General features: G+C 67.8%; 13 protein-coding genes. 7 read left to right on the forward strand and 6 right to left on the reverse strand.

Annotated features, from left to right (window positions below):
* Positions 1–56 precede the first annotated feature (56 nt).
* Positions 57–1,394 carry an MATE family efflux transporter gene (locus ACFZB3_RS30495; protein ID WP_391380894.1) on the forward strand — a complete coding sequence of 446 codons (1,338 nt, stop codon included), beginning with the start codon at positions 57–59 and terminating at the stop codon, positions 1,392–1,394.
* Positions 1,395–1,565: 171 nt separating this feature from the next.
* On the opposite strand, the gene rplI is transcribed toward ACFZB3_RS30495, so the two are convergent.
* From rplI to rpsF, 4 genes are all read right to left on the reverse strand, one after another.
* Positions 1,566–2,012 carry a 50S ribosomal protein L9 gene (gene rplI, locus ACFZB3_RS30500; RefSeq protein ID WP_093500876.1) on the reverse strand — a complete coding sequence of 149 codons (447 nt, stop codon included), beginning with the start codon at positions 2,010–2,012 and terminating at the stop codon, positions 1,566–1,568.
* 18 nt (positions 2,013–2,030) lie between these two features.
* Positions 2,031–2,267, reverse strand: a complete 237-nt coding sequence (rpsR, locus tag ACFZB3_RS30505; RefSeq protein WP_003949403.1) for a 30S ribosomal protein S18 — start codon at positions 2,265–2,267, stop codon at positions 2,031–2,033.
* 47 nt (positions 2,268–2,314) lie between these two features.
* Complete coding sequence (locus ACFZB3_RS30510) at positions 2,315–2,908, reverse strand: single-stranded DNA-binding protein (RefSeq protein ID WP_391380897.1); 594 nt, start codon at positions 2,906–2,908, stop codon at positions 2,315–2,317.
* 77 nt (positions 2,909–2,985) lie between these two features.
* On the reverse strand, positions 2,986–3,276 hold the full coding sequence (gene rpsF / locus ACFZB3_RS30515) for a 30S ribosomal protein S6 (RefSeq protein WP_093500872.1): 291 nt from the start codon (positions 3,274–3,276) through the stop codon (positions 2,986–2,988).
* Between the two features lie 263 nt (positions 3,277–3,539).
* Here rpsF and ACFZB3_RS30520 point away from each other — a divergent pair, with 263 nt between their 5' ends.
* From ACFZB3_RS30520 to ACFZB3_RS30530, 3 genes are all read left to right on the forward strand, one after another.
* Positions 3,540–3,842 carry a hypothetical protein gene (locus ACFZB3_RS30520; RefSeq protein ID WP_391380899.1) on the forward strand — a complete coding sequence of 101 codons (303 nt, stop codon included), beginning with the start codon at positions 3,540–3,542 and terminating at the stop codon, positions 3,840–3,842.
* 161 nt (positions 3,843–4,003) lie between these two features.
* The gene (gene femX / locus ACFZB3_RS30525; protein ID WP_391380901.1) at positions 4,004–5,125 is read left to right on the forward strand and encodes a peptidoglycan bridge formation glycyltransferase FemX; all 1,122 of its coding nucleotides are present in this window, start codon (positions 4,004–4,006) and stop codon (positions 5,123–5,125) included.
* An 83-nt stretch (positions 5,126–5,208) separates the two neighbouring features.
* Positions 5,209–6,240, forward strand: coding sequence for an alanine racemase (locus tag ACFZB3_RS30530; RefSeq protein WP_391380903.1), 1,032 nt, complete (start codon positions 5,209–5,211; stop codon positions 6,238–6,240).
* Positions 6,241–6,349: 109 nt separating this feature from the next.
* On the opposite strand, the gene ACFZB3_RS30535 is transcribed toward ACFZB3_RS30530, so the two are convergent.
* Positions 6,350–7,849 (reverse strand): glycosyltransferase 87 family protein, encoded by a 1,500-nt coding sequence (locus ACFZB3_RS30535; protein ID WP_391380905.1) that lies wholly within the window; start codon positions 7,847–7,849, stop codon positions 6,350–6,352.
* A 131-nt stretch (positions 7,850–7,980) separates the two neighbouring features.
* Positions 7,981–10,239 (reverse strand): transglycosylase domain-containing protein, encoded by a 2,259-nt coding sequence (locus tag ACFZB3_RS30540; RefSeq protein ID WP_391380907.1) that lies wholly within the window; start codon positions 10,237–10,239, stop codon positions 7,981–7,983.
* A gap of 746 nt (positions 10,240–10,985) precedes the next feature.
* Here ACFZB3_RS30540 and ACFZB3_RS30545 point away from each other — a divergent pair.
* From ACFZB3_RS30545 to ACFZB3_RS30555, 3 genes are all read left to right on the forward strand, one after another.
* On the forward strand, positions 10,986–11,669 hold the full coding sequence (locus tag ACFZB3_RS30545) for a helix-turn-helix transcriptional regulator (protein WP_391380909.1): 684 nt from the start codon (positions 10,986–10,988) through the stop codon (positions 11,667–11,669).
* A gap of 43 nt (positions 11,670–11,712) precedes the next feature.
* The gene (locus tag ACFZB3_RS30550; RefSeq protein ID WP_391380912.1) at positions 11,713–12,795 is read left to right on the forward strand and encodes an inositol-3-phosphate synthase; all 1,083 of its coding nucleotides are present in this window, start codon (positions 11,713–11,715) and stop codon (positions 12,793–12,795) included.
* A 140-nt stretch (positions 12,796–12,935) separates the two neighbouring features.
* A complete protein-coding gene (locus ACFZB3_RS30555) occupies positions 12,936–14,228 on the forward strand; it encodes an MFS transporter (protein ID WP_391380914.1) in 1,293 nt (430 codons plus the stop codon).
* Positions 14,229–14,311: the final 83 nt, after the last annotated feature.

Consider the following 14,311-nt stretch of genomic DNA (forward strand, 5'->3'; position numbering starts at 1 on the left):
GGTAAGGGTCACTATTCATTTGCATCACTTACCTGTGGACGATTAGATTAGCGCCCATGTCACAGGCTCCCGCGACCTCCGAGGCCACCCGCCGGGGGCATGACCGAGAGATCATCGCGCTGGCGGTCCCGGCCTTCGGCGCACTCGTCGCCGAGCCGCTTTTCGTCATGGCCGACAGCGCAATCGTCGGCCACCTCGGCACCGCTCAACTCGCGGGTCTGGGAATCGCCTCAGCCCTCCTCACCACTGCCGTGAGCGTCTTCGTCTTCCTCGCCTACGCCACCACGTCCGCCGTCGCCCGGCGGGTCGGCGCAGGCGATCTCCAGGCGGCCGTCCGCCAAGGGATGGACGGAATCTGGCTGGCCCTGCTGCTCGGTGCCGCGGTCATCGCCGTGGTCCTCCCCTTCGCCTCCGGCATCGTGGATGTCTTCGGTGCCTCGGCCACCGCCGCTCCCTACGCAACCACCTACCTGAGGATCTCCTCCCTCGGCATCCCGGCCATGCTGGTCGTGCTCGCCGCCACCGGCGTCCTGCGCGGCCTCCAGAACACCCGGACGCCCCTGTACGTCGCCGTAGCGGGGTTCATCGCCAACGCCGGGCTCAACGCGGCACTCGTCTACGGGGCCGGACTGGGCATCGCCGGTTCCGCCTGGGGCACGGTCATCGCGCAGTGCGGAATGGCGGCGGTCTACCTGACCGTCGTCGTGCGCGGCGCCCGCAGACACGGGGCTTCACTGCGCCCCGACACCGCGGGGATACGAGCCTCGGCACAGGCTGGTGTGCCCCTGCTCATCCGGACGATCTCGCTGCGTGCCGTCCTGATGATCGCCACCGCCGTGGCGGCCCGGCTCGGCGATGCCGACATCGCCGCCCACCAGATCGTGCTCTCCCTGTGGAGCCTGCTGGCCTTCGCCCTGGACGCGATCGCGATCGCCGGACAGGCCGTCATCGGCCGCTATCTCGGGGCGAACGACGCCGTCCGCGCCCGCGAAGCCTGCCGGCGCATGGTGCAGTGGGGCATAGCCACGGGAGTGATTCTCGGCCTGCTCGTAATCGCCGCCCGACCGCTCTTCCTGCCGTTGTTCACAGGCGACCCCGCCGTGAAGAGCACCGCGCTGCCCGCGCTGCTCATCGTGGCGCTCTCCCAACCGATCTCCGGCGTGGTCTTCGTCCTCGACGGCGTACTGATGGGCGCCGGAGACGGGCCGTATCTCGCTGGGGCCATGGTCCTCACGCTCGTGGTCTTCACCCCGGTGGCGCTGCTCGTCCCCGTCCTCGGCGGCGGACTTACGGCGCTCTGGGGAGCCATGACGCTGATGATGACCGTTCGGATGCTCACCCTCTGGCTGCGCGCCCGCTCCGGCCTGTGGATCGTGACCGGCGCGACGCGCTGACCGATGCGCGTTGCCGACGGTTTCACGTGAAACATCGCGGGCTGTCACGTTTCACGTGAAACACCCATGACTCCACACCATCGCCGGCCAAGAGTGATGGGCAAGAAAGAGGGGCCGCACCCTTTCACGGGTGCGGCCCCTCTCGGGCTACTGCTCATGCCGAGCGCAGCGTCAGCCCGCGACGACCTCGATGTTGACCTTGGCGGCAACCTCGGGGTGCAGACGCACGGACGTCTCGTGGGCGCCCAGGGTCTTGATCGCCGAACCGACCTCGATGCGGCGCTTGTCGACCTCGGGGCCACCGGCAGCCTTGATCGCCGAAGCGATGTCGGCCTGGGTGACGGAACCGAAGAGGCGGCCGGCGTCGCCGGCACGGACGGCCAGGCGGACCTTGACGCCCTCAAGCTGGGCCTTCACCTGGTTGGCCTGCTCGATGGTCTGGATCTCGTGGATCTTGCGAGCACGACGGATCTGCTCGACGTCCTTCTCGCCACCCTTGGTCCAGCGGATCGCGAACTTCCGCGGGATGAGGTAGTTGCGTGCGTAGCCGTCCTTGACGTCGACGACGTCGCCGGCGGCGCCGAGGCCAGAGACCTCGTGGGTGAGGATGATCTTCATGAGTTGGTCACCCTTCCCTTAGCGCGCGGTGGAGGTGTAGGGCAGCAGCGCCATCTCACGGCTGTTCTTGACGGCCGTGGCGACGTCACGCTGGTGCTGCGTGCAGTTGCCGGTCACGCGGCGGGCACGGATCTTGCCGCGGTCGGAAATGAACTTCCGCAGCATGTTCGTGTCCTTGTAGTCCACGTACGTGACCTTGTCCTTGCAGAAAGCGCAGACCTTCTTCTTAGGCTTGCGCACAGGCGGCTTCGCCATGGTGTTTCTCCTGTGTGATCAAGAAGTGGGGATACGAGCCCGTGCCCCTAGAAGGGGGGCTCGTCCGAGTAGCCGCCACCGCCGCCGGAGCCGGAGCCGCCGCCCCAGCCGCCGCCGCCCTGGTTCCCGCTCCCGCCACCGGCGGGAGCGCTGGAAGCCCAGGGGTCGTCGTTGGGGGCGCCGCCCTGGTTGCCGCCACCGGGGCCACCGCCCCAGCCGCCGCCACCCTGGCCGCCACCGCCGCCGTAACCGCCCTGGCCACTGCGGCCGCCGCCACCGGCGGTCTTGGTGACCTTGGCCGTGGCGCTCCGCAGGCTGGCGCCGACTTCCTCGACGTCCAGTTCGTAGACCGTGCGCTTGACACCCTCACGGTCCTCGTAGGACCGCTGCTTCAGCCGGCCCTGCACGATGACGCGCATGCCTCGCTGGAGCGACTCCGCGACGTTCTCCGCCGCCTGACGCCAGACCGAGCAGGTCAGGAACAGGCTCTCGCCGTCCTTCCACTCGTTGGTCTGACGGTCGAAGGTGCGGGGGGTGGACGCGACACGGAACTTCGCGACCGCCGCACCGGAGGGGGTGAAGCGCAGCTCGGGGTCGTCGACAAGATTGCCGACGACCGTGATGACGGTCTCGCCTGCCATGGGGGAACCTCTCGGCGGGTTTGCTGCTGGCTGCTTGTGCTGCTACTCGAAATCCCGAGATCGGCTGAGCGGAGAGCTCAGTGGGTCTCGGGGCGGAGGACCTTGGTCCGGAGGACCGACTCGTTCAGGTTCATCTGGCGGTCGAGCTCCTTGACGACCACAGGCTCGGCCTGCAGGTCGATGACCGAGTAGATGCCCTCGGGCTTCTTCTTGATCTCGTACGAGAGACGACGACGGCCCCAGGTGTCGACCTTCTCGACCTTTCCGTTGCCCTCACGGACGACGGAGAGGAAGTTCTCGATCAGGGGGGCGACAGCGCGCTCCTCCAGATCGGGGTCGAGGATGACCATCACCTCGTAGTGACGCATGTGGAACCCACCTCCTTTGGACTCAGCGGCCACGGTCGTTCCGTGGCAGGAGGGTTGTGATGCGTACGCAACGGTATCGGCAGCCACTGACATTCGGGGGTTCCCGCTGGGATCCCGGCCAGGGCCTGGGCAGACACCGGTGCAGACGCTACAGACTACCCGCACACCCGCTTCCGGTTGAAATCCGGCGGCCAGGGCCCTCAATCTGTACACATCGGGTGTGAACGGCGCTACGATGCGCCACCTTCCGCAGGAGGTGCCCCATGGCACAGGCATTGCGACCCAACACCGCCGGATCCCTGTTCGCCACCGACGGCAAGACCCATCCGCTCCAGGACTCGCTGATGGCAGTGACGCTGGCGCTCGGGCTGATCGCCTTCATCACGTCGTTCTTCCACAGCCTGCACCTGCTCAGCTCCTGGACCGGCCTGATCGGCCTCTTCACCGGTCTGTACGGGCAGTGGGTCTCGATCACCACACGCGAGCGTTTCGGTCTGATCCTGGGTCTCGGTGCCTCGGGCATCGGCTTCTTCATCGGCATGGCGCACGGCGGCCTGTTCGGCTGAGCCGGCACCCCCGCACAACCGCGGAACGCCCCGGCCCGACGGGAGCCGGGGCGTAGGTGCCGTACGGCCAGTCGGGCCGCGGGCGAGGCGCAGTAGGCTTCGGCGCGAGAGCCGGAGCCCCTGTACCCATGGGGACACACCAGCCCGAGGAGCGCCCCTACATGAGCCTGACCCTGAGGACCATCAGCCGCGAACAGCATCTGGCGTACATCCAGAATCTGCCGGCGGCTAGCCACATGCAGGTCCCGGCCTGGGCCGATGTCAAGGCGGAGTGGCGTTCGGAGAACCTGGGCTGGTTCGACGAGCGCACCGGCGAGATGGTCGGCGCGGGCCTGGTGCTGTACCGCCAGCTGCCCAAGATCAAGCGCTACCTCGCCTACCTCCCCGAGGGCCCGGTCATCAACTGGTTCGCGCCGAATCTCGACGAGTGGCTCCAGCCGATGCTGGCCCACCTCAAGCAGCAGGGCGCGTTCTCGGTGAAGATGGGCCCGCCGGTGATCATCCGGCGCTGGGAGGCCAACTCCATCAAGGCCGGCATCCAGAACCCGGACGTGAAGCGGCTGCGCGACATCGAGGCCGACTTCATCGAGCCGCGCGCCTTCGAAGTGGCCGACAAGCTGCGCCGGATGGGCTGGCAGCAGGGCGAGGACGGCGGCGCCGGCTTCGGCGACGTCCAGCCGCGCTACGTCTACCAGGTGCCGCTGGCGAACCGTTCCCTGGAAGACGTCCACAAGAACTTCAACCAACTGTGGCGACGCAACATCAAGAAGGCCGAGAAGGCCGGCGTCGAGGTGGTGCAGGGCGGCTACCAGGACCTGGCGGAGTGGCAGCGGCTGTACGAGATCACGGCCGTGCGCGACCACTTCCGGCCGCGCCCGCTGTCGTACTTCCAGCGCATGTGGTCGGCGCTCAACACCGAGGACCCCAACCGGATGCGGCTGTACTTCGCCCGGCACAACGGGGTCAACCTGTCCGCGGCGACCATGCTGATCGTCGGCGGGCACGTCTGGTACTCCTACGGCGCCTCCGACAACATCGGCCGTGAGGTGCGGCCCTCGAACGCCATGCAGTGGCGGATGCTGCGCGACGCGTACGCGCTCGGCGCGACCGTCTACGACCTGCGCGGCATCTCCGACTCGCTGGACGAGACGGACCACCTCTTCGGCCTGATCCAGTTCAAGGTGGGCACCGGTGGCCAGGCCGCCGAATACCTCGGCGAATGGGACTTCCCGCTGAACAAGCTGCTCCACAAGGCGCTCGACATCTACATGTCGCGCCGCTGACGTCACGCTCCGTGCTTCTATAGCCCTGACACACCGCAGTCCTCTGGCAGTCGCCAGCCCCCAGAAAGGTTCCAGGTCCGGCCATGGCGCTCACGCTCTACGTCGACACCGCGCGCTGGCGGGCGCACCACAAGCACGTGCAGGAGCAGTTCCCGGGTCTGGTCCCGGTCTGCAAGGGCAACGGCTACGGCTTCGGGCACGAGCGCCTGGCGGAGGAGGCCACGCGGCTCGGCTCGGACATCCTCGCCGTCGGCACGACGTACGAGGCCGCGCGCATCAAGGACTGGTTCGGCGGCGACCTGCTGGTGCTGACCCCGTACCGGCGCGGTGAGGAACCCGTGCCGCTGCCCGACCGGGTCATCCGCTCGGTGTCGTCCATCGACGGCGTGTACGGCCTGGTGGGTGCCCGTGTGGTCATCGAGGTGATGTCCACGATGAAGCGGCACGGCATCAGCGAGCAGGACCTGCCGCAGCTGCACTCGGCCATAGAGAACGTCCGGCTGGAGGGCTTCGCCATCCACCTGCCGCTGGACCGCACCGACGGCTCGGACGCCGTCGAGGAGGTCATCGGCTGGATGGACCGGCTGCGCGCGGCCAGGCTGCCGCTGCACACGATGTTCGTCAGCCACCTCAAGGCCGACGAACTCGCCCGGCTCCAGCAGCAGTTCCCGCAGACCCGGTTCCGGGCCCGGATCGGCACCCGGCTGTGGCTGGGGGACCACGACGCCACCGAGTACCGCGGGGCGGTCCTGGACGTCAGCCGCGTCGCCAAGGGCGACCGGTTCGGCTACCGGCAGCAGAAGGCGGCCTCGGACGGGTTCCTGGTGGTCGTTGCGGGCGGTACGTCGCACGGGGTGGGCCTGGAGGCCCCGAAGGCCCTGCACGGCGTCATGCCGCGCGCCAAGGGCGTGGCACGGGCCGGCCTGGCCACGGTGAACCGGAACCTTTCTCCGTTCGTCTGGGGCGGCAAGCAGCGCTGGTTCGCGGAGCCGCCGCACATGCAGGTGTCGATCCTCTTCGTGCCCTCGGACGCCCCGGAGCCGAAGGTCGGCGAGGAGCTGGTGGCCCATCTGCGGCACACCACGACCCAGTTCGACCGTCTCGTGGACCGCTGACCGCCCGCAGGGCAGAGATTCGGACCGCCGACCGTTCGCAGAACGGGAGAAGGGCCGCACACGGAGTCCGTGTGCGGCCCTTCTCCCGTTCCGGACCAGGGATGTTCGCTCAGAGCGAACCGTCCTCGGAGGATCGGCTTCCCCATTCCACCTGCGGCCCCTCGAAGTGGGCCGCGTGGCGCGGGGGACGGGCCGCCGCGCCGAGCACGAAGACGTCCTCCGCGCCGTCCAGTACCCCGCCGGAGGGATCGTCCTCCCCGGTGCGGCGCACCACGTCCCGCTCGGGCATGAGGATGTCGCGGACGACCATGCCGCACAGGTAGAGCGTGCCCAGCAGGTGCACGGCGATGGCCCAGTGGTAGCCGTCGGTCGGCAGGCCCTTGTGGGCGTCTCCGCTGGTCGTGTACGCGAGGTACATCCAGATCCCCAGGAAGTACGCCACCTCGCACGCCTGCCAGATCAGGAAGTCCCGCCACTTGGGCCGGGCGAGGACGGCCAGCGGCACCAGCCACAGCACGTACTGCGGGGAGTAGACCTTGTTGGTGAGGATGAAGGCCGCCACCACCAGGAAGGCCAGTTGGGCGAAGCGCGGCCGGCGCGGGGCGGTGAGGGCCAGGGCGGCGATGCCCAGGAAGCAGAGCAGCACCAGGACCGTCGCCGCGGTGTTCACGAAGTCGGTGCTGGGCGGGGTGGTCGTGTTCTGCGCCCAGATCAGCCAGAAGGAACCGAAGTCGACACCGCGCTCCTGGCTGAACGTGTAGAACTTCGACCAGCCGTCGAAGGCGAAGATCATCACCGGCAGGTTCACGACGAGCCAGGCGACCACCGCACCGCCCGTGGCAACGAAGAACTCCCGCCACTTACCCGCGCGCCAGCACAGCAGGAACAGCGGCCCCAGCAGGAAGACGGGGTACAGCTTGGCGGCCGTGGCAAGCCCCAGGAGGACGCCGAAGGCGAGGGGACGGCTCCGGGACCACATCAGCATCGCCGCGGCCGTCAGAGCGACCGCCAGGAGGTCCCAGTTGATGGTGGCGGTCAGCGCGAAGGCGGGCGCCAGGGCGACCAGCAGGCCGTCCCAGGGGCGCCGGCGGTGCGTACGGACCACACAGACCGCGATGACCGCGGCGCACAGCATCAGCATCCCGGCGTTGACGAACCAGTACACCTGCTCCTGGAGCATGATGCTGCCGCTGCCAGGCGTGAGCCATGCGGCCACCTCCATGAACACACCGGTCAGCACCGGGTATTCGAGGTAGTCCATGTCGCCCGGGAGCTTGTCGAAGTACGGCACCAGACCGTCGGCGAAACCGCGCCCCTGGTAAAGGTGCGGAATGTCCGAGTAGCAGGCGTGGGTGTACTGGGAGCTCGCGCCGAAGAACCAGCCGCTGTCGTAGCAGGGCAGCTTCTGCACCATGCCGAGGGCGAACATCCCGACCGCCACGATGACGACCACGCGTAGCGGCGTCCACCAGGACGTGCCGAGCAGCGCACGCCGCCCGATGGGGCCGCCGATCAGCTCACTCCCGGCCGCGGCGACCTCGTCTTCCCTGGTCGGCCGCACCGGCTCCGACTCACGCACGCCCGCGGGCGTCGTCTCTGCACTGGGCATGGGGCCCATCCTGCCGTACCTCCCTAGGAATACGCCGAGGGCCGCCGCACCTCGCCGGGTGCGGCGGCCCATGTTTCACGTGAAACAGACTTCGGCGGGCGAAATGGTCACCAGCCGGTCAGACCGCCCGGCTAGCCGGTTGATCCACCGAAGAGATTCCCTCCGCCGTTGGCATTGCCTCTGGTGGTGCTGTCGCCGGTCGACTCCGTAGCCGTCGGCGAGGACGTCGTACCCGACGTGCTGCCGCCGGTGTCACCACCGTCGGTCGAGCAGTTCCAAGCGAACTGGCAGGTCTCCGTCACCGTGGGCGACGGGGAAGTGACCGTCTCGCTCGGAGTGGCACTCGGCGTCTCGGTCGGCGTCTCGCTCGGCGTGATGCTGACGGTCGGCGTCGGGGAGGGAGCCCCCGCCTCGTCGGCGATCTGGCCGACCTTGGAGGCATCCGGGAAACCGGGGTCGTTCTTGCCCTTCAGCGCGGCCTTCATGTACTCGGTCCACACCGAGGTCGGGATGTCACCACCGTGGATGGACGCCACGCCGGCGGTGCCATTCATGGAGAGCAGCTCGGCGTCCTTCGGGTTCTCTCGGAACATCGCCACCGACGTGGCCAGCTGCTGGGTGTAGCCGACGAACCAGGCCGACTTGTTGCTGTCGGTGGTACCGGTCTTGCCCGCCGCCGTACGGCCCAGGGCCTTGGCGTTGGTACCCGTACCGTTCTGGATCACGTTCTCCAGGGTGTCCGTGACGTTGTTCGCGATGTTCTCGGGCATCGCGCTGGTCACCTTCGGCTTGCTGAAGCCCTGCAGGTCAGTTCCGTCCTGCTTGACCTCGGTCACCGAATACGGGTCCGCGTGCTTGCCGGAGGCGGCGAAGGTCGCGTAGGCGTCGGCCATGCGGATCGCGCTCGGAGTCGACGTACCGAGGGCGAAGGACGGGTTGAGGGTCGCGAAGCTGCTGTCCAGGATGCCGGACCGGCTGGCCACGTCCCTCACGTGCGACATGCCGACGTCCCAGCCGAGCTGCACGAACGGCGTGTTGATCGACTGCTCCATCGCCTTGCGCAGGGAGATGTATCCCCAGCGATAGTTGCTCTCGTTGTTCTGGAAGAACGTCGAGCCGTCCTTGTTCAGGACGGCGGTGCCGTCCTCGTTCATGACCTTGAGGTGGTCGTTGCCGTTGTACTTGCTCAGCGGCGAGACCCCTTCGGGAGAGGTCTTGTACGTGCCGTACTGCATGGCGGCGGCCAGGACGAAGGGCTTCCACGTCGAACCGACGGGGACACCGGAGGTGTCGGCGTTGTTGGTGAAGTGGTTGTTCTCGTAACCGGCACCGCCGTACAGCGCGACGATCGCGCCGTCGTTGGGCACCACCGACGCGGCACCGAACTGGACGTACTTGTCCTTCTCCCGGTTCTTCGGGTCCAGACGCGCCTTCTGGACCTTCTGCACGGCCGCGGTCAGCGCGTTGACCTTGTCCTTCTGGAACGTCGTGTAGATCTGGTAGCCGCCCTGGTCGAACTGCGTCTCCGTGATGTTGGAGTGCGCGAGGACGTACTTCTTGGCCGTGTCGGCGAGGTAGCTGATCTGGCCGGTCATGCCCTTGACCGCCTTGCGGCCCTGGGGCATCGGGTACTTCTTGGCGGCCGTCTGGTACTCGGCGTCGGTGAGGTGCTGGTCCTTGTGCATCTCTTCGAGGATCCAGGCCCAGCGGTCGTGCGAGCGCTGGTAGTTGGCCTTCTGGGTGGCCGCGGGGTCGATGTCCGGGTTACCTGCGGGGTCGTAGTAGGTCGCGCCCTTGAGCAGGGCTGCCAGGACCGCGCACTGGCTCGGCTTGAGGTCCTTCGCGTCCACGCCGTAGTAGGTCTGGGCGGCGGCCTGGATGCCGTACGCGCCACGGCCGAAGTAGGAGGTGTTCAGGTAGCCCTGGAGGATCTGCTCCTTGGGGAGCTTCGTGCCCACCTTGATGGAGATGAACATCTCCTTGAACTTGCGGGTGAGCGTCTGGTCCTGGCTGAGGTAGGTGTTCTTGACGAACTGCTGGGTGATCGTCGAACCACCCTGCGTCTCACCGCCCTGGGCCATGTTGACGAGCGCGCGGGCGATGCCCTTGAAGTCGACGCCCGGGTCCGTGTAGAAGCTCTTGTTCTCCGCCGAGATCACGGCGAACTGCATGGCCTTGGGGATCTGGGCGATGTTGACGTTCTGCCGGTTGACGCCGGTGCCCGTCGCGACCATCTGCTTGCCGTCGGCCCAGTAGTAGACGTTGTTCTGGGACTGGGCCGCCGTGTTCTCGCTCGGGACACCCACCATGGCGTAGCTGACGCCGACCAGTGCGACCAGGCTGCCGAAGAAGGTGAGGCACAGGCCTGAGACGAGCTTCCAGGACGGCACCCAGCGGCGCCAGCCGAATCTGTTCGCCCGGGGGTAGTCGATCAGGCGCTTCTTGCCGGGCGCCGTCGACGCCCGGCCTCTGCCGCGCCCGGGCCCGGCAGGACCACCCGGACCACGACTCCCGTTGTCGGCCGGTCTGCGGCGACTGTTTCCCGTGCTTCTCTGCGCCGCCCGGCGTGCCTCGGCACGGCTGCCGTACGGACGCTCCTCACCTCCCGAGCCCGAGTCCGACCCATAGGAACTGGACCCATAGGAGTCGGAAAGAGACCCAGTGGCGCCTCGCGGTGCCGCACGGCGACCGGAGGACGGTCCGGACTGGCCGCGTCGGGCCGCGGCACGTCCGCCTCCCTGCGGCGGCGGCGGTTTGCGACGGTGCTCGCTCATCGAACGATTACTCCTCGGGCAGGCGCACCCGTGGGCGCCTGGAACGGCGGCTGATTTCCGGTCCCCCCGAAATACGGATGTGGTCGGTCCTGCATTCACCCGTACGGCACCGAGGACGTGGACGCCCCCCAGGCGTCACTTGGTTCCCGGTGGTCTGCATGCCGCACAGACTACGCACCACCAAAACCCGCCGAGGCCCGAAGTTCACCCCAAATCAGGCAAGTTGCCTCCAACGAATCGGTGATGTGATCCCGTTCACCGTCGTTCCTCTTGTCGCACGAGGAAACCCGATCTATCGTCGGGATGTATCGAGTCGATACATCAGAGCGAGATAAGCGAGCCGCGGACGAGAGGAGGCGACCATGAGCCGGCGCTCCGGCATCCTTGAGTTCGCCGTCCTCGGCCTGCTCCGCGAGTCCCCGATGCACGGCTATGAGCTGCGGAAACGACTCAACACGTCGCTCGGCGTGTTCCGTGCGTTCAGCTACGGAACGCTCTACCCCTGCCTCAAGACGCTGGTCGCCAACGGCTGGTTGATCGAGGAGCCGGGGAGCACCACCGAGGACGCTCTCGCCGCGCCGCTCGCCGGGCGCCGCGCCAAGATCGTCTACCGGTTGACGGCCGAAGGTAAGGAGCACTTCGAGGAGCTCCTGTCCCAGACCGGCCCCGACGCGTACGAGGACGAGCACTTCGCGGCACGGTTCGCCTTCTTCGGGCAGACCTCCCGCGATGTACGGATGCGCGTGCTGGAGGGCCGCCGCAGCCGGCTGGAGGAGCGCCTGGAGAAGATGCGCGCCTCGCTGGCTCGCACCCGGGAACGCCTCGACGACTACACGCTTGAGCTCCAGCGCCACGGGATGGAGTCCGTGGAGCGCGAAGTGCGCTGGCTGAACGAGCTCATCGAGAGCGAGCGGGCCGGACGGGACCTGAAGGGTTCCGCCTCCGGGGGGTCCGCTCAGCAGAACACCACCAATGGAACGCCGGGCGCCCTGCCCCGGTCCGGGGATTCCCTCCGGCCGGATGCGTCCGACGACACCGCCACGTGAGACCCGTTCAGGGCCTCACTCGTACACACAGGGAGCAACCGGAATGGGTTCGGTTCGCGTAGCCATCGTCGGCGTGGGCAACTGCGCCGCATCGCTGGTGCAGGGCGTCGAGTACTACAAGGACGCCGACCCGGCGTCCAAGGTCCCCGGCCTGATGCACGTGCAGTTCGGCGACTACCACGTCAAGGACGTGGAGTTCGTCGCCGCGTTCGACGTGGACGCCAAGAAGGTCGGACTCGACCTGGCGGACGCCATCGGCGCCTCCGAGAACAACACCATCAAGATCTGCGACGTCCCCAACACCGGTGTCACCGTCCAGCGCGGCCACACCCTCGACGGTCTCGGCAAGTACTACCGCCAGACCATCGAGGAGTCCGAGGCCGAGCCGGTCGACGTCATCCAGATCCTCAAGGACAGGCAGGTCGACGTCCTCGTCTGCTACCTGCCCGTCGGTTCCGAGGACGCGGCGAAGTTCTACGCCCAGTGCGCCATCGACGCCAAGGTCGCCTTCGTCAACGCCCTCCCGGTCTTCATCGCCGGCACCAAGGAGTGGGCGGACAAGTTCACCGAGGCCGGTGTGCCGATCGTCGGTGACGACATCAAGTCGCAGGTCGGCGCCACCATCACGCACCGCGTCATGGCGAAGCTGTTCGAGGACCGGGGCGTCATCCTGGACCGCACGATGCAGCTGAACGTCGGCGGCAACATGGACTTCAAGAACATGCTTGAGCGTGAGCGCCTGGAGTCCAAGAAGATCTCCAAGACGCAGGCCGTCACCTCCCAGATCCCCGACCGGGACCTCGGCGAGAAGAACGTCCACATCGGCCCGTCCGACTACGTCGCCTGGCTCGACGACCGCAAGTGGGCGTACGTCCGCCTGGAGGGCCGCGCCTTCGGTGACGTCCCGCTGAACCTGGAGTACAAGCTGGAGGTCTGGGACTCCCCGAACTCCGCCGGTGTCATCATCGACGCCCTGCGCGCCGCGAAGATCGCCAAGGACCGCGGCATCGGCGGCCCGATCCTCTCGGCGTCCAGCTACTTCATGAAGTCCCCGCCGGTCCAGTACTTCGACGACGAGGCCCGCGAGAACGTCGAGAAGTTCATCCGCGGCGACGTCGAGCGCTGACCCGGTACATCGCCGGACGCTGAAGCTTCACCAGCTCAAGCACGCAAAAATCGCTCCTGCCAGGGCTCAGAAGGGTCTCCGGGTCATCCGATCCGGGGACCCTTCTCCTGTGGACAGCCCCATATGTGAGGCTGTGCCCCATGCCCGTCGTCCGCGACCTGCGTGTCCTGCTGAGCCTGCGGAACTTCCGCCGTCTACTTGTCATACGCCTGCTCTCCCAGGGAGCCGACGGCGTCTACCAGGTCGCCCTCGCCGCCTACGTCGTCTTCTCGCCGGAGAAGCAGACCTCACCGGCCGCGATCGCCTCTGCCATGGCCGTCCTGCTCCTCCCGTACTCCCTCGTGGGCCCCTTCGCCGGCGTCCTGCTGGACCGCTGGCGCCGCCGCCAGATCTTCCTCTACGGCAATCTGCTGCGCGCGCTGCTGGCCGCGGCCACCGCCGTCCTCATGGTCAGCCAAGTCCCGGACTGGCTCTTCTACGCCTCCGCCCTGTGTGTCACGGCAGTCAACCGATTCGTCCTCTCCGGTCTGTCCGCCGCGCTGCCACGGGTGGTCGCCACCGAGCGGCTGGTGCTCGCCAACTCCCTCTCCCCGACCGCCGGCACCCTTGCCGCGACCGCCGGCGGCGGCCTCGCCTTCGCCGTACGGCTGGTTGCCTCGGATTCCGACGCCGCTGTGGTGTTGCTGGGCGCCACGCTGTACCTGGGCGCGGCCCTCGCCTCCCTGACCATGGCCCCCGACCTCCTCGGCCCGGACCGGCATCCAGCCCAGCCGAGCCTGGGAACTGCCGTGATCACCACAGCCCGCGACCTCCTGGAGGCGATTCGGCATCTCACCGCGCCGCGTCGCCGTATGGCGGCCTGGGCACTGGTCAGCATGACTGCGATGCGCTTCTGCTACGGCGCGCTGCTCGTCCTGGTACTGATGCTGTGCCGGTACGGCCTCTCCTCCGACCCGGACGACGGACTCGGGTTGCTGGGGCTGGCCCTGGGCATCTCCGGCGCGGGCTTTTTCGCCGCAGCCGTGGTGACGCCATGGACCGCGGGGCGACTCGGCCCCGGCCGCTGGATCGTCGTGTGCGCCGCGTCAGCCGCCGTGCTGGAACCCGCCCTGGGCCTCCCGTTCACGACCGTCCCCATGCTCGTCGCCGCCTTCGTCCTCGGCCTCATCACCCAGGGGGCGAAGATCGCCACGGACACCCTCGTGCAGTCGTCCGTGGATGACGGCTTCCGCGGCCGGATCTTCTCCGTCTACGACGTGCTCTTCAACGTCGCCTTTGTCGGGGCCGCTGCGGTAGCCGCGCTCATGCTGCCGCCGGACGGCCGTTCCGCGACCCTCGTCATCACGGTCGCCCTCGTCTACGCAGCGGTTGCTGCGGTGATGGCCCGTTTCGAGTACGGCCTTCGAGCGCAGCAAGAACACGCAGCGCCATGATGAAGAGTGAAGAGAGGCGATGTTTCACGTGAAACATCGCCCCTCGTTGCGTCACGGCGGGGTCATGTTTCACGTGAAACATG

The organism is Streptomyces sp. NPDC008092, from assembly GCF_042957285.1.
In the GTDB taxonomy this organism is placed as follows: Bacteria; Actinomycetota; Actinomycetes; order Streptomycetales; family Streptomycetaceae; genus Streptomyces.